This is a genomic window from Bacillus sp. PK6-16 (genome assembly GCF_056530295.1).
The window spans coordinates 2,938,193-2,951,966 of record NZ_CP096511.1 but is presented as its reverse complement, the minus strand read 5'-3'; the positions used below and the strand labels follow the sequence as shown (position 1 = coordinate 2,951,966).

The following is a 13,774-nucleotide window of genomic DNA, read 5'->3' as shown; positions in this document are numbered from 1 at the left end:
ATAAAACCACTACTGATTAAAGTTTCACTTTATGAGAAGTCATTTTTCGTTAGTATGTAATATTAAGCTTGAACAATTAATAAGGATGAATTGTTGATGTTTTTTAGTACTGATGAAGGGGTGGAGAAATGAAGGAAAGAAAGCATTTTATTGTTTGTATGTTTTTATTGTTTTTCACATTTAGTTTTATTGGTGTTCAGAAAATAATAGCAGAAGAAGTTGAATTTTCAGGAACAACAGCTCCATTGAATGTAAATGTTAGAGAGGCAAAAAGTTTAAATGCAAATATTGTAGATGTGATTCCCGGAAATACAAAAGTATCTTTTAAAGGATGGGAGTATGGTGAAACGGTTAAAGATTATTGGACAGGAAATTTAGATAATCGTTGGTTTTATTATTTTAAAGATGGAAAAAAAGTATATGTAACGTCAGCGTATATTAATGGAAATCCTCCAAATACATCAATAGATCGTAAATTATTTGTACCTAACATATTACAAGAAAGATCAAATTGGTGTTGGGCAGGCACTTCGGTTTCAGTTCTAAATTATTTTGGGAAAACTCCTTCACAAGATCAGTACGTTAGGTATGTTAAGGGTGGATCATATAATAATCCTGCAACTTCACGTGAAATACAATATGGATTATCAGGATATGGTGTTAGCTCAGCTATAAGTTCTGGAGCAAAATCTTATGATTGGTTCAAAAGTCAAATTAATAGTAATCAGCCGATGATTGCACTCATTATGTGGCAAAATGGAGCTAACATCGGACACTTTCTAGTACTTGATGGGTTTTATAAAGGGACAAATGGAACAGATTATATAACGTACATGGACCCTTGGTATGGTGATCATTATAATCATAATTTCAGTACGTTCCATAACAATAATAATTTTTGGTGGAGTGAAACTGTTTATAATATCCATGCAAACTAATAATATTAAAAGCGGGGGTTCATAAATGGGAAAACTACTTAAGCTTGTGATATTGTGCATGTGCTTAATGACCGTTATTATTTTCGCTAGTAAAATTAGTTATGCATCAAAAAATAAAAGTGAATCAGTACAATCGATCGCATTAAAAGATTATCAATATAGTAAGGGAAGTTCTTCTGAAAATTTAAGTTTTGAAAAAATAACAACATCTCCATTTTCGTTACCAATCTATGCAACAATTCCAGCACAGCAAATTTTAAATAGCTCTGAATTTAAGAATTTACTATTACCAACAAATGAAAAGCTGTGGTTTATTATGAAGGGTGAGCAGCCAGAAGGACTAATTGTTGCGAATGATACTGAACCGATTCGAACGGGCGGAGAAAATAGAAGTAAAGATTTATATGGATTATATACAGCAATAAAGAATAATACAAATGAAACAAAAGATATTAGTTATTTCGAATTTGAAGGGCAAGGAATATTGGTAGTAAATCAAAATAATGATCAAGAAATATACCTTAGTAAAGGTGCCGCTGCCATATTAAAACTTCCTGCTGGTCAAAAAGTATTGAGCAGTGAAGTATTACAGAAAATGAAAGAGAGAATTGTAACTGCTTTTGAATAGTTAATTATAAACTGAATAAATATATATGTATTTAGTATGAAATTTCATGTACTGTATTATTTTCAAAAATAATACAGTACATGGTATAAAAAGGATAACAAGAGAAAAGAGTGTAAGATATTATGAAAAATGATGATTATAGTAGGAAGAGTTGATTCTTACTTGTTTTGTATAGAGTTCGATCAAATTGCACTTCACATTTAAAATATTTAAATAATTCAAACAGAAAAGCTTGACCTTCACACTATGTAAAGGTTTACAGTAAGACAGAAAAGGAGGTTAAGAAATGAAAAAAATAACGAATTTGTGTATGAGTGCTATACTAACCACATCTATTTTCGGTGGTTATGCTCTAGGGAAGGGGATTGAGAAAGTTCAGGCGAAGGAAATTGAAAAAACGCAAAGAAAAGATATGAAGAAAGTAGAGGTGCGAAAACAAGTAGGAAAGTATACAATGCCAGATGAAAAAAGCAAACATGAAGGAACATGGTTACAATGGCCTCATGAATTTACATATGGGCAAAAATATCAGCAAGAAGTAGAGCCAATTTGGATTCAAATGACAAATGCTTTAAGCAAAGGCGAAAAAGTTCATATTGTTGCATATGATCAAGAAGAAAAAGAAAGAATTACTGAGGTTTTAATAGATTATGGGGTAAATATGGGGAAAATTGATTTCTTTATCGCACCTACTGACGATGTATGGGCAAGAGATACTGGACCAATTTTTGTTTATGATAATGATAAAAATCTAAAGATATTAGACCCAGGATTTAACGGATGGGGAAAGAAAACACCATATAAGAAAGATGCTCGTCTTCGCGAGAATCTTAGTAAACAGTTAGGAATTGAAAGAATTGATTGGAATAAATTTGTTCTTGAAGGTGGCGCATTTGAATTAGATGGTAATGGAACTGCTTTACTAACTAGAAGTGCTGTGACGAATAAAAATAGAAATCCAAAATTGTCAGAAAAAGATATTGAAAAATATATTAGTGACCTTGGGGTAACAAATTTTATTTGGTTAGATGGAGTACCTAACTTAGATATTACTGATTTTCATATTGATGGATTTGCAAAATTCCACGATAAATCTACTATTATAACGTTAAACAAAAAAGATTTAGCTGAATGGGGAACGTCTGATAAAGATATTAACAAGTTGTTGCAGGCAAAAGATGCTGAGGGTAATAAGTACAAGTATGTATATCTGCCGTTAAGCAAGAATAATGTTACATTAGAAAACGGAAAGCAACTTGATTATAAAGGTTCATATATTAATTATTATATAGCGAATCAAGTTATCTTAGTTCCTAACTATAATGACCCTAATGATAAAATAGCAAATGAGACGATTCAAAAACTTTATCCTGATCGTAAAGTGGTGGGGGTTGATGTAAGAGAGCTTTATAAAAATGGTGGTATGATCCATTGTATTACTCAACAACAACCAATTAATTTAAAATAATATATTTATAGTGTTTAGGGAAGTTTTCTATTTCTTATGAGAACCTGTTTATCCATAGGATAGGTAAAGATGCGATGGCATGTTTACCTATTTTATTGTAATTTTTATGAGTTAAGTATACCTTTCCTATAAACTGAAGAAACCCACCCTTTTTCAAAAAAGCTTAATCAAAATGGATGGATTTTCTACATTAAAAGCTATACTTGCTGTTTCTGGTACAATCATTCTTACTAAAATATCTAAATACAATCTATATTTTTTCTTTTAGCAATCCATACATGCCCATCACCTTCAGAATTACCTTAAATAATAAAAGTTCAGCGACTTTTCTGTTTTTATTTGTAAATGAACACATTATACTTGGTCAATTATTGTGCAACCTTTTCGAATAAATGATTTTCTTTATTTGAAAATAAGGGTGCATCTATAAAACCATAATGATACACTAAAATACCTAATTCCACTCTAGAATTAATATGCCATTTTTCTTTAATATGATTAATTATCGTTGAAATTCTTCGAGGGGTAACATATATTTTTTTTGAAATTTCTACATCTGTAAATCCTTTTGCTACATAAATAGCCACTTCTAACTCTCTTTCGGTCAACATTCTTTTCATAAAATACGCTCCTTCGAAATTATTTATATAAAAATCAAAAGAAACTATTAAAAGAAATAAAGGTGAAAAATCATATTTATTTTAATCAGGCTATTTGCAGATAGTAAGACTCCCACCTCAAAATTTAGATGTGGCAAAGAAGTCGAACTCCCTGTAAAAGCCTGTCTGGAGTGGACTAATAATCAGTGGGGGAGAATAAAACTCCCATTAATTATTAGTGAACCATATTTTAATAATTTCTCGTATTGTGATACAAGTTTGTAAAAGAAACTATAAATCCATATAATTAGTAATTGTAACTATATTAATTTTACATTACATTAAAAGTTGGGAAATATTCTTATACTCATAAAGTGTTACATTTGAGGGAGGAAAGATGGAATTCTACAATCTTGGTATTATTATTAAAGAACTTAGAAAGAAAAAAAACATGTCACAATCTGAATTATGTCATGGAATATGTTCACAAAGTCAAATTAGTAAGATAGAAAAAGGTATTATTTATCCATCTAGCATATTGTTGTATCAATTATCTGAAAGACTTGGTATTGATCCAAATTATATATTCGCACTAACCAAAAATAAAAAAATAAAATATATTGAAAATGTAAAATGTGTAATGAGAGATTGTGTGAAACAAAAAGAATATAATGAGCTTTACGAAATAGTGAAAAAAGAGAAAAACGAAAATAATTTCCAATCAAAAGAAGATAAACAATTTCTATTATGGCATGAAGCGATTGCTATATATTATGTAAATGGAGCAACAAGTAATGCCTTTGACATTTTAAATAGAGCACTAAAACAAACCTTAAGTAGTAGTAACTTTTTATCAGAAAAAGAAATAAGCATAATGAATTCAATTGCTATAATACATGCAGAAAATAAAGAGTATGAGAAAAGTATAAATATATTAAAACAAAGTTTAATTAATTTTAATAAGATAGAATTTCCTAGAGAAAAAGAAATCAAATTAAGACTCATTCATACGTTAACAAAATGTTTACACCTTGCAAATCAATATGAAGAAGCAATAAAGTATAGTGAAATAGGTATAAAATTAGCCATAAATATGAATACTTTATACTTATTAGGTGAATTGTTTTTTGAAAAAGGTGCAATTTTATTGAAAGTTCAGCACTCTAATGAAGTTGGTTTAAGAGACATAAAAAAAGCATTATTTATATTTGAACTAACTGAAAGAAAACAATATATAAAAATAATCAAGGAAAAATATATTAAAAATCAAGAATAAACAAGAAAGAATTCTAACATAAACTATTCCTAATTGTTATTTATTTCTAAAAAAAGTACTGTAATACGAACTATTCCTAATTGTTGTTTATTGCTAAAATAAATACCGTAATATTAGATAAATATAAAGGGTGGCATTTTATGAAATCAAGAGGAATTACTCGTAAAGCAGATAGCATGGGGCGTATTGTTATTCCAATGGAAATAAGACGGAGTTTAGGAATTGTAGAAAAAGATTCTCTTGAAATGTTTATAGAAGAGGACCAGATTATTTTACGAAAATATCAATCTCCAAGAGCTTGTGCACTTACAGGGGATATTTCAGACAGCAATATTTCGTTAGCGAATGGGAAGATTATTGTAAGTCCAAACGGGATGGAACTGTTAATAAAGAAGTTACAGCAATATCTTTTAAAGTAAAAGGTAAGTAAGAACTTTAAAATAGAATATACTTGGAAAAAGTCCTCTATCATTTAGGGGGCTTTTTTATTGTTATCAATAAAATTGAGGGGCCGTAGTTGGTTCAATGGAATACGGATTACCTTGTAAATAGTCTGACTATTTTTTATAAAAAAACTATTCATTTACATTTTTTGGTTTCGTGTTATATTTTTAGTGTTAACATAGTTGTATTGAAAATTCTGATTTTAAAATTAGGAAAACTTTAGAAAATGAAATACTCTTACTTGAATTGAAAATCATATAAACATAATTTGAAAGTAAAGTATGAAAATGAATCAGATTTTTAAATTAAATTTGTCAATTCAATAGAGGTTTGTGGGGGAAATGTAACTAAGAAGAAATCTCTTATACTCCATGTTTTTTATTTGTAAATCGGTAATTCTAATAGCTCTGACGAAAAGTAAAGGAGTAAAAAAGAAGTGGATAGTTTGTTTAATAGAAGATAGGGTGTAAAAAATAAAACAACGGAGGTTTTAAAATGAATAAAGGAATACTGCAGATTACAGAAATTGAAGAAATTAGCATTCCTAATGTATTGAAGGATAAAATGAAGAATCTGATAGAAAATGAATTGAAAACTCATAATCCTTATACTTGTGATCAAGAAATAGCAGCATATTTTTCAAAAGAGTGGCTTAATTGTTTGATTGACTATTCAAAGAAAAATCCGAATTCAGATATGAAAAACCTACTACATGTGATAAAAATAGCGAATTGTGGCGGGAACGTACCACCTACTCTTATTAAAAATACTCCATGTGATCCTATGGAAACATTATTACCTGGGGAAAATCGCAGAGGTTTTAATTATGGTGAAGACGAACACGATAGAATGAAAAAATATTTTTATGCAGAATGGGTCACATGGCTTTTTGCCACACTTTTTAATTATGATGCTTTAATTCACCCATCCGAACATGCAGGGAAAAATAGATTTCATCTCATTTCACCTTTAAACAACGATGAAGTTTTGCGAAATGTCGGTGCAAGCACCGGTGGCGGGAACTTTTATCAACATAACGATGCCACAGTGTATACAGATATGAAAGACCAGTCAGATATTGAAGCGAGATTGAATACATTCAATACAAATTTAGAAATTGTATCAAATAGACTTAATAAATCCGTGGAACGAATAGTGTCTGAAATTACTTGTGGCAAATTTACTAGAGTTGATGCTCTTTTATTAAAAGGAGTGTTAAATTTAAAAACTCAAACTCATATTGGAACGCCAAAATTACTTCAAAAGCATCTTGAAGAAAATCACTTCAGTAAAGATGACATATTGGCGATAAGTAAAATGCCTATTGCTCATATCGCAGGAATGGCTGATGGTGAAATATCTGGATTTGTAGGGGAAATAAACCAAATTATATTTTTGGATGATAATGGCGATATTATTGCAACTTGTTTAAATGGAGCAGAAAATAGATTGATTTATGTGGGAGAAAGTGAAGAAGAAAAATTGAAATTTGACATGTTTTTAGAACTCTTACGAACAACGCCTACTTATAAGGTTCCACTTACATCTGAAGATTTATTACTTATACCAAATTCATACTATGGTAAACAAACAAATGTAACTCATGGTAGAGAAAGGTTATCTGAGGAAGAATATAAAATCCCGATTGGAAATAATAAATACGGAAGAAGAATTGTTTGCAGGCAATACGTTTCCAGCCGATTACGTGATCAGAAAGAAAGTTACTTTAAAGATTTAATTAACTAGTTTAAAGAGAGGAGGGAAGATGGGGAGGTTTGGGGTATAATAGCTCAAGCCTTCCCATATTCTTTGTATGGATTTTACTATTGAATTACTTATACTACTATTTTTAGTAGCTGTATTAGCAGGATGGATAGATACGATTGCTGGAGGCGGTGGTATGATAACTATCCCGATAATGTTATTAGTAGGTATGTCTCCTTCTGTAGCGATAGCAACTAATAAACTGCAAGGGAGTAGCGGAACTCTCATGGCAACAGTGTTTTTTATTAAGAAGAAAGAAATTAATCTTAAAGAAATGCGTTTGTCCATCTTAATGACCTTTTTTGGATCAGTTTTCGGTGGATGGCTTGTTTTACAGATACGAGCAGAATATCTAATTATGATATTACCTTTTTTACTTGTTTTTATTGGCATTTATTTTCTATTATCTCCAAATATAGCAAACGAAGATCGACCGAGAAAAATAAGTATGTTGTTGTTTGCGTTAACAGTGGCTCCGTTACTAGGATTTTATGATGGTTTCTTCGGCCCAGGAACAGGTAGTTTAATTGCTTTAGCATTCATTCTTTTATGTGGATATAGTGCTACACGGGCGACTGCAAATGCTAAGATTTTGAACTTTACAAGTAATTTCGCTGCTTTGTTGTATTTTATTATTTTTGGCCAAATCGATTGGACAATTGGATTGATTATGATGCTTGGTCAAATAATAGGATCATATATTGGGGCGAAGATGGTGCTTACAAAAGGGACGGCATTAATACGACCAATAGTGGTTATTGTTTGCTTTGTCATGGCAATTAAGATTTTTTTACAAAATATGAACTAAATGTAATCAATATATTATTTGTATCAAAGTTAGAGTGTTTTCATGTTCCTATTGCAGTATTACGCTGTTTAAGATGTGTTCAAAATTACACAATTTGACTAGTGTAATGTATTGCGTTATGCTTTTTTATAGTATAAAAGAAAGGCTTGAAGATAATGATTCGTCGTTTGAGAAAGCTAAAAAATGTAGCAGTCGTAGTAAGCTTCTAAGTAAATAGCAATATATATAATACTTAGAAGCGAGGAATAAAGTTATGAAGCATCCATTATTTAATCATTGGTCAGAAACAAAGTATATAAAAGATATAGTAACAAATCCACTCATTGAAGTAGGAGAGTACTCCTATTATTCAGGCTATTATAGCCATCAAAATTTTGAAGATGGCTGTGTAAGGTATTTGTGGGGAGATGCTAAGTCTCAAGCACTTTTCAATCCAATTGAACAGATGGGATGGCATCTTGATAAACTCATTATTGGGAATTATGTTTGCATTGCAAGTGGGGTAATCATTTTAATGGGTGGTAATCATAATCATCACTCAGAATGGATTACAGTATATCCATTTGCTGAGCAAATCAAACAATCATATGAACCAAAGGGCGATACAGTCATTCAAAGTGATGCTTGGATTGGAATGAATGCTATAATAATGCCTGGCGTTACTATTGGTGAAGGGGCAATTGTTGCTGCAGGATCTGTCGTAAGTAAAGATGTTCCGCCGTATACAATAGTTGGTGGAAATCCTGCTAAGGAAATAAAGAAACGATTCACTGATATAGAGATAAATATGTTAATGGAAATGCGTTGGTTTGATTGGGATAGGAAATTGATTGAGAAGGCAATTCCGCTGTTATCTAGTCCATCCATCGAACCATTATTTGCTTTTTATAAAAATGAAGTGAAAAATAAATAAATCAGTTAGGAAAACTACATCCAGTATAGGGTGTAGTTTTTTATTTTTTGTAAATGTGGAACAAATGTATTATTTAGATTGTCTATTAACTGTAATCCTAAAAAATATGAAAGTGTGAATCATTTTGAAAAATATAAGGGGATTAAAAATAAGGATATGTGTGGGAATACAAAGTATTAGCGCACCTAAAAGTGTCGGATGAGGTGGTCTATATGAAAGCGATTCTAACGTTTTATATGTATATACAATTTGAGAACACTGTCTATTTTTTGCGGGATTATGTTAGAATAACGCTTTTTTTGAGTACAAAGAAATTGGAGGTAACAGAAGTGAAAGGTATGTTTTGCAAGAGAGTTATTGCAATAGTAACAGTGCTTACAATATTTTGTAGCATGGTCGTTACAATTGGAAAAGCAGCAGCGGAAACAGATCCTGCTATAGACGTTGAAGCAGGATCAGCAATTTTAATAGAAGCAAATTCCGGGAAAATTTTATATGAAAAAAATGCAGATGAATCATTGGCAATTGCTAGTATGACAAAAATGATGAGCGAATACTTAGTTCATGAAGCGGTGGATAAAGGAAAACTTAAATGGGATCAAAAAGTTAAAATCTCTGAATATGCACATAAGATTTCGCAAGATCGTTCACTATCAAATGTTCCATTAGAAAATGGTGGCTCTTATACGGTAAAAGAGTTATATGAGGCAATGGCAATTTACTCTGCAAATGGTGCAACAATTGCTTTAGTTGAACAGATTGCTGGTAAAGAGGTCAATTTTGTAAAAATGATGAACGATAAGTCAAAAGAGTTTGGTATGAAAGATTATAAGTTTGTAAACTCTACTGGCTTAACAAATCAAGATTTAAAAGGATATCATCTAGAAGGGACAACTCTAGAAGAGAAAAATAAAATGTCTGCAAGGGATTGTGCAATTTTAGCACAACGTCTTATTCAAGATTTCCCCCAAATATTAAATACAGCAAAAATTCCTAAAAAAACATTCCAAGAGGGTGGTAAATATCCAATTGATATGGCGAACTTTAACTGGATGTTAAAAGGCTTAATTAAGCAATATGAAGGTGTAGATGGTTTGAAAACAGGAACTACTCCAGAAGCGGGAGATTGTTTCACTGGTACAGTAGAAAGAAATGGTATGCGACTAATTTCTGTAGTGATAAAAGCAAAATCTCATACGGCACGTTTTGATGAAACAAAGAAATTATACGATTATGGATTTGCGAATTTTGAAGTGAAGAATGTCTACGGAAAAGATTCAGTAATAAAAGGACATGAAACAGTTCGAGTGGCAAATGCAAAAGAAAAAGATGTAGTAGTTCAAACGAAGCAAGCTGTTTCACTTCCAATGCCGAAGGGCAATAAAGACATTTATAAAAAAGAATTTAAAGTATCCAATATGGAACAAGGAGCGCCTATTAAAGAGGGGGGAACTATTAGTAAAATGATTATCTCTCCTAAAGATAATACAGATTCTGGTTTCTTATCAGGTAAATCATTACAAATAGACCTTGTAACAAAATCTGATGTCGAACAAGCAAATTGGCTTACACGTTTTATACGTAAAACAGGATCTTTTTTTAGTGGTATGTGGGATCGTTCGATTGATATAGTAAAAAGCTAATTTTATAGGATACAACTAAATATTAGTTTGAAACAAAAGATTTCAAAGTACTATAGATTCTTATGTGGATAGCTTGGAATGTCAGGGTGTAATTTTTCTTCTTACTTTGTGCATTGCAATGACAATACTTTTTTCTATAGTTTCATATCATTTAATCGAAAAGAAATGTATCAACTGGGCGAAACAAAGAACAACAAATTTTTTGAAAAAAGTATAATTCCTAGATAGATTTTATTTCTTTAGTAAATATATGAATATGACCGATTCTGAATGTAAATATAGTAAAGTGGAATATAATTGAAATCGAAAACCACTTAGAAATAACAATTACGGTGTGAGCTATTGTATAGTATAGATATGGTTAATAATAAAGGGGGAATACATATGTGGAAGCGATTTGTAGCAATTGGCGATAGTTTTACAGAGGGGATAGGGGATGAAGTTGAGGGAATTGCATTAAAAAGCTGGGTAGATCATTTTGTTCAACTGTGTGAAAACGATATAGAATATGCCAATTTTGCAAAGCGTGGGTTAGTAACTGAAGAAATTCGCTTGCAGCAATTGGAAAAGGCGTTAACTTTTAATCCAGATTTGGTTAGTCTCATTGCAGGGGCAAACGATGTTTTAAAAGGACGTTGGAATCATGATGCATATAAGAACGATATGGAATTTATGATAGATACATTAAGTAAAGCAGGGGCTGATATTATTATAGCAAACCTTCCAGATTTTACAGTTAGGCTCCTTTTTGCTTCTGAAAAAAAACAAGTAATAAAAGAACAATTATTAGAGGCAAATGAAGTTATACATTCACTGAGCAGAGAGTATAAGCTTCATCATGTTGATTTTTGGAATCATCATTTAGTTAATGACAATACGCTTTGGTCTAAGGATTTAATTCATCCAAACTCAAAAGGATATGTAAAAGTTGCTGAATTAATTTTTAGTAGTTTGCCTGTACAGAAGACAAAATAATAGTTTGCAATGTAACGAATATGATATTAATTGTATGAAGCTATGTTTTTTAGTAAATGGAAAGAACTAAACATTTAGCAAACAAAGCGTTTCTACGATATATTTCTACAGTAGTGCACAAATACAGAATCACAAAGAAAGATTACTTATGGAAATAGGTGGTCTTTAAATGTTTTTATAACTAAATTAGTATATGCTGTATTACTAACAGTTTCGTACTACAAAAAAATTAAGTTCTCTTATAGAAAAACTGATATTATCTTAAAATATAATAACATGTTCAAATCATATTTTAGGTATGTATCTTAATTGTGAATGATGTGTAATTTTTTTGAAGTATAAATATCCAATAAATAAAATAGGTAGTAGGTGCAGAAGTATTAATACTATATTATTCAATTCTTGTTATGAGTACATTAGTGATTAGTAATATTATATTTTTATTATCAACTTTAGTTATTGGAATTAATTTGAATAGAAAATATGTAGGATAAGAAAAAAATATACTTTATTGTATATTTTTTTTGTTTAGTAGGATTTACGGTCTCTTTAAACTATTATGTTAATAAAATTAAAAAACTTAATTCTTGATATCCTTATGGCTAAAGCCATCTATAAAATGACAATATAACTAAATAATTGTTTGGTATGATTTGTGGATTTTGTTTTTTATCCGAATTTTCTGATTCAAATATTTCAACTTTATGAATATAGTAGGTGAAATATTTGTGTGATAGTATTTGAGATAGAAAAAAGCCAACTTTAAAAAGGATGTGAATTGAATGTGCAAACGACTGTAAAGGGTTATATTAAGGCAACGTTTAGCTGTTATTAGTGTAAGGTAAAGATATATTTTGTAACAGTTGATATAAAAATGAAGAAATAGGTACGCTTTCTCTTGTCTGACTATTTTAAATATATGAAAAATAAGAGCAGTTTGAGTTTTGACGAAGTTAAATTCTAGGTGAGATGTCAATAATGATTAATTAAGTTTAATAAAGAGGTACCTTATACGCAAAAGCGTTTATATTAGTAACCTAAGGAGCTTGCTTTTATGAAAACTACTGATTCAAAAGGCCTATTAGGAAATAGGGTTTATTTACAAGTTTTCTCTGCCTATTCATTGCTTATGCTTGGTGTTTTTATTGATATGTTAGCGATTATGACTATAGTTGGGTTTGAATGGGAAGTAGATCCTACTATGATTGGATTGATTCCTGTTGCATATGCACTTCCTGGAATTATTTTTGGCTCATGGGCAGGTGTTATTGCAGATCGTTTTAGAAAAATTCCAATTATGATGTTCTGTAATCTAATGGTTGGTCTAATAACAATTGCTCTTTTATTTGTACAAGATATCCACTGGCTCTTAGTGGCATTAATGATTCGTTCCATTTTTATTGTTTTCTATTATCCTGCACAGCAAACACTAACAAGACAGATTGTATCCCCGGACTTGCTTACTAAAGCAGTAAGTATCAACGGAATAGTAGAGCAGGGTACCAAAATAGTAGGCCCACTTATAGGGGGCGTGTTGTTGAGCTGGTTTCAACCAGAGTTCTGCCTCATTATAAGAGCTATAAGTTGTTTATTAGCTACCTTAGTTCTCATACCCACAATAAAATTTAAAGAAACTATATCGAAAGAATTTGTTGAACAGCAAAAACAAAGTACTTGGACCGCTTGGGTACAAGGGTGGGGTTATGTGTTATCTAATCGGATAATATTATCAACCATGATTTTCGTTACAATAGCCATGGCGGTATTACAATTAGTAGACTCACAATTCCCAACTTTATTTAAGAGCTTATTCCCACATGATAAAAGTAAAATGGGATATATCATTTCTATTATTGGTCTTGGCGGAATACTTGGTGCATTACTAACTCAGAAATTAAAACAATTTCAATATGGCTGGGTAGTATGTGGAGGTATGGTTTTAATGGGAATTGGTTTTGGGGGGATTGGTTTGATAACGCCCGGTACGGTCTTCGTTTTAGCCTATTTAATTAGTTTTATCGCTGGTATTGGAAGTGGACTGATGCTTGTATCTAATCAAGTCATATTACAAATAGAATCCGATCAAGATCAAGTAGGAAGAGTATTTGGTATTCAAAGCAGTTTAACAAACGCAGTTTTAATTATTTCTCCTGCTATGAGTGGTCCATTAGTGCATTTATTTGGAGTAACTCAACTCTATGTTTATGGAGGGATTGGGCTTGTTATTATTGGAGTAATTGGAGTTTCACTGCAGAAATATTTATGGGCTAAACATAAACACGAACCTATAAGAGCAAATAATTTTTGAAGGGAAGATT

At 30.9% G+C, this 13,774-nt stretch carries 12 protein-coding genes and 1 pseudogene; 12 read left to right on the top strand and 1 reads right to left on the bottom strand.

What is annotated here, in order from left to right; all coding sequences use genetic code 11:
• Positions 1 to 128: 128 nt before the first annotated feature.
• From M1D66_RS15045 to M1D66_RS15035, 3 genes are all read left to right on the top strand, one after another.
• The gene (locus M1D66_RS15045) at positions 129 to 938 is read left to right on the top strand and encodes a papain-like cysteine protease family protein (protein ID WP_000664544.1); all 810 of its coding nucleotides are present in this window, start codon (positions 129 to 131) and stop codon (positions 936 to 938) included.
• Between the two features lie 25 nt (positions 939 to 963).
• The gene (locus M1D66_RS15040; protein ID WP_000517259.1) at positions 964 to 1,566 is read left to right on the top strand and encodes a hypothetical protein; all 603 of its coding nucleotides are present in this window, start codon (positions 964 to 966) and stop codon (positions 1,564 to 1,566) included.
• A 286-nt stretch (positions 1,567 to 1,852) separates the two neighbouring features.
• A complete protein-coding gene (locus M1D66_RS15035) occupies positions 1,853 to 3,034 on the top strand; it encodes an agmatine deiminase family protein (RefSeq protein ID WP_016122521.1) in 1,182 nt (393 codons plus the stop codon).
• Between the two features lie 368 nt (positions 3,035 to 3,402).
• Here the strand turns inward: M1D66_RS15035 and M1D66_RS15030 are convergent, their stop codons facing one another.
• A complete protein-coding gene (locus tag M1D66_RS15030; RefSeq protein ID WP_000827555.1) occupies positions 3,403 to 3,654 on the bottom strand; it encodes a response regulator transcription factor in 252 nt (83 codons plus the stop codon).
• A 376-nt stretch (positions 3,655 to 4,030) separates the two neighbouring features.
• Here M1D66_RS15030 and M1D66_RS15025 point away from each other — a divergent pair, with 376 nt between their 5' ends.
• The 9 genes and pseudogenes from M1D66_RS15025 (at position 4,031) to M1D66_RS14985 (ending at position 13,764) form a co-directional block, all read left to right on the top strand.
• On the top strand, positions 4,031 to 4,909 hold the full coding sequence (locus M1D66_RS15025) for a helix-turn-helix domain-containing protein (RefSeq protein ID WP_000397977.1): 879 nt from the start codon (positions 4,031 to 4,033) through the stop codon (positions 4,907 to 4,909).
• Between the two features lie 140 nt (positions 4,910 to 5,049).
• Positions 5,050 to 5,328: an AbrB/MazE/SpoVT family DNA-binding domain-containing protein gene (locus M1D66_RS15020; RefSeq protein ID WP_000842216.1), complete on the top strand. Its 279-nt coding sequence runs from the start codon at positions 5,050 to 5,052 to the stop codon at positions 5,326 to 5,328.
• A gap of 520 nt (positions 5,329 to 5,848) precedes the next feature.
• Complete coding sequence (locus tag M1D66_RS15015; protein WP_016122522.1) at positions 5,849 to 7,099, top strand: hypothetical protein; 1,251 nt, start codon at positions 5,849 to 5,851, stop codon at positions 7,097 to 7,099.
• A 67-nt stretch (positions 7,100 to 7,166) separates the two neighbouring features.
• Positions 7,167 to 7,925, top strand: a complete 759-nt coding sequence (locus M1D66_RS15010) for a TSUP family transporter (protein ID WP_000347986.1) — start codon at positions 7,167 to 7,169, stop codon at positions 7,923 to 7,925.
• A 253-nt stretch (positions 7,926 to 8,178) separates the two neighbouring features.
• On the top strand, positions 8,179 to 8,838 hold the full coding sequence (locus tag M1D66_RS15005; RefSeq protein ID WP_242554571.1) for a CatB-related O-acetyltransferase: 660 nt from the start codon (positions 8,179 to 8,181) through the stop codon (positions 8,836 to 8,838).
• A gap of 329 nt (positions 8,839 to 9,167) precedes the next feature.
• Positions 9,168 to 10,481: a D-alanyl-D-alanine carboxypeptidase family protein gene (locus tag M1D66_RS15000; protein ID WP_011110099.1), complete on the top strand. Its 1,314-nt coding sequence runs from the start codon at positions 9,168 to 9,170 to the stop codon at positions 10,479 to 10,481.
• A gap of 88 nt (positions 10,482 to 10,569) precedes the next feature.
• Positions 10,570 to 10,698: pseudogene (locus M1D66_RS14995) on the top strand (acyltransferase family protein); the annotation flags it as partial.
• 167 nt (positions 10,699 to 10,865) lie between these two features.
• A complete protein-coding gene (locus tag M1D66_RS14990; protein WP_242554570.1) occupies positions 10,866 to 11,456 on the top strand; it encodes an SGNH/GDSL hydrolase family protein in 591 nt (196 codons plus the stop codon).
• A 1,054-nt stretch (positions 11,457 to 12,510) separates the two neighbouring features.
• Positions 12,511 to 13,764: an MFS transporter gene (locus M1D66_RS14985; RefSeq protein ID WP_242554569.1), complete on the top strand. Its 1,254-nt coding sequence runs from the start codon at positions 12,511 to 12,513 to the stop codon at positions 13,762 to 13,764.
• Positions 13,765 to 13,774 lie beyond the last annotated feature (10 nt).

What these genes read in the sequence shown, in the direction of transcription:
- M1D66_RS15020 (WP_000842216.1), top strand. Translation starts at nt 5,050, where the DNA reads ATGAAATCAAGAGGAATTACTCGTAAAGCAGATAGCATGGGGCGTATT.
- M1D66_RS15040 (WP_000517259.1), top strand. Translation starts at nt 964, where the DNA reads ATGGGAAAACTACTTAAGCTTGTGATATTGTGCATGTGCTTAATGACC.
- M1D66_RS15035 (WP_016122521.1), top strand. Translation starts at nt 1,853, where the DNA reads ATGAAAAAAATAACGAATTTGTGTATGAGTGCTATACTAACCACATCT.
- M1D66_RS15025 (WP_000397977.1), top strand. Translation starts at nt 4,031, where the DNA reads ATGGAATTCTACAATCTTGGTATTATTATTAAAGAACTTAGAAAGAAA.
- M1D66_RS15005 (WP_242554571.1), top strand. Translation starts at nt 8,179, where the DNA reads ATGAAGCATCCATTATTTAATCATTGGTCAGAAACAAAGTATATAAAA.
- M1D66_RS15045 (WP_000664544.1), top strand. Translation starts at nt 129, where the DNA reads ATGAAGGAAAGAAAGCATTTTATTGTTTGTATGTTTTTATTGTTTTTC.
- M1D66_RS15010 (WP_000347986.1), top strand. Translation starts at nt 7,167, where the DNA reads ATGGATTTTACTATTGAATTACTTATACTACTATTTTTAGTAGCTGTA.
- M1D66_RS14985 (WP_242554569.1), top strand. Translation starts at nt 12,511, where the DNA reads ATGAAAACTACTGATTCAAAAGGCCTATTAGGAAATAGGGTTTATTTA.
- M1D66_RS14990 (WP_242554570.1), top strand. Translation starts at nt 10,866, where the DNA reads ATGTGGAAGCGATTTGTAGCAATTGGCGATAGTTTTACAGAGGGGATA.
- M1D66_RS15015 (WP_016122522.1), top strand. Translation starts at nt 5,849, where the DNA reads ATGAATAAAGGAATACTGCAGATTACAGAAATTGAAGAAATTAGCATT.
- M1D66_RS15030 (WP_000827555.1), bottom strand. Translation starts at nt 3,654, where the DNA reads ATGAAAAGAATGTTGACCGAAAGAGAGTTAGAAGTGGCTATTTATGTA.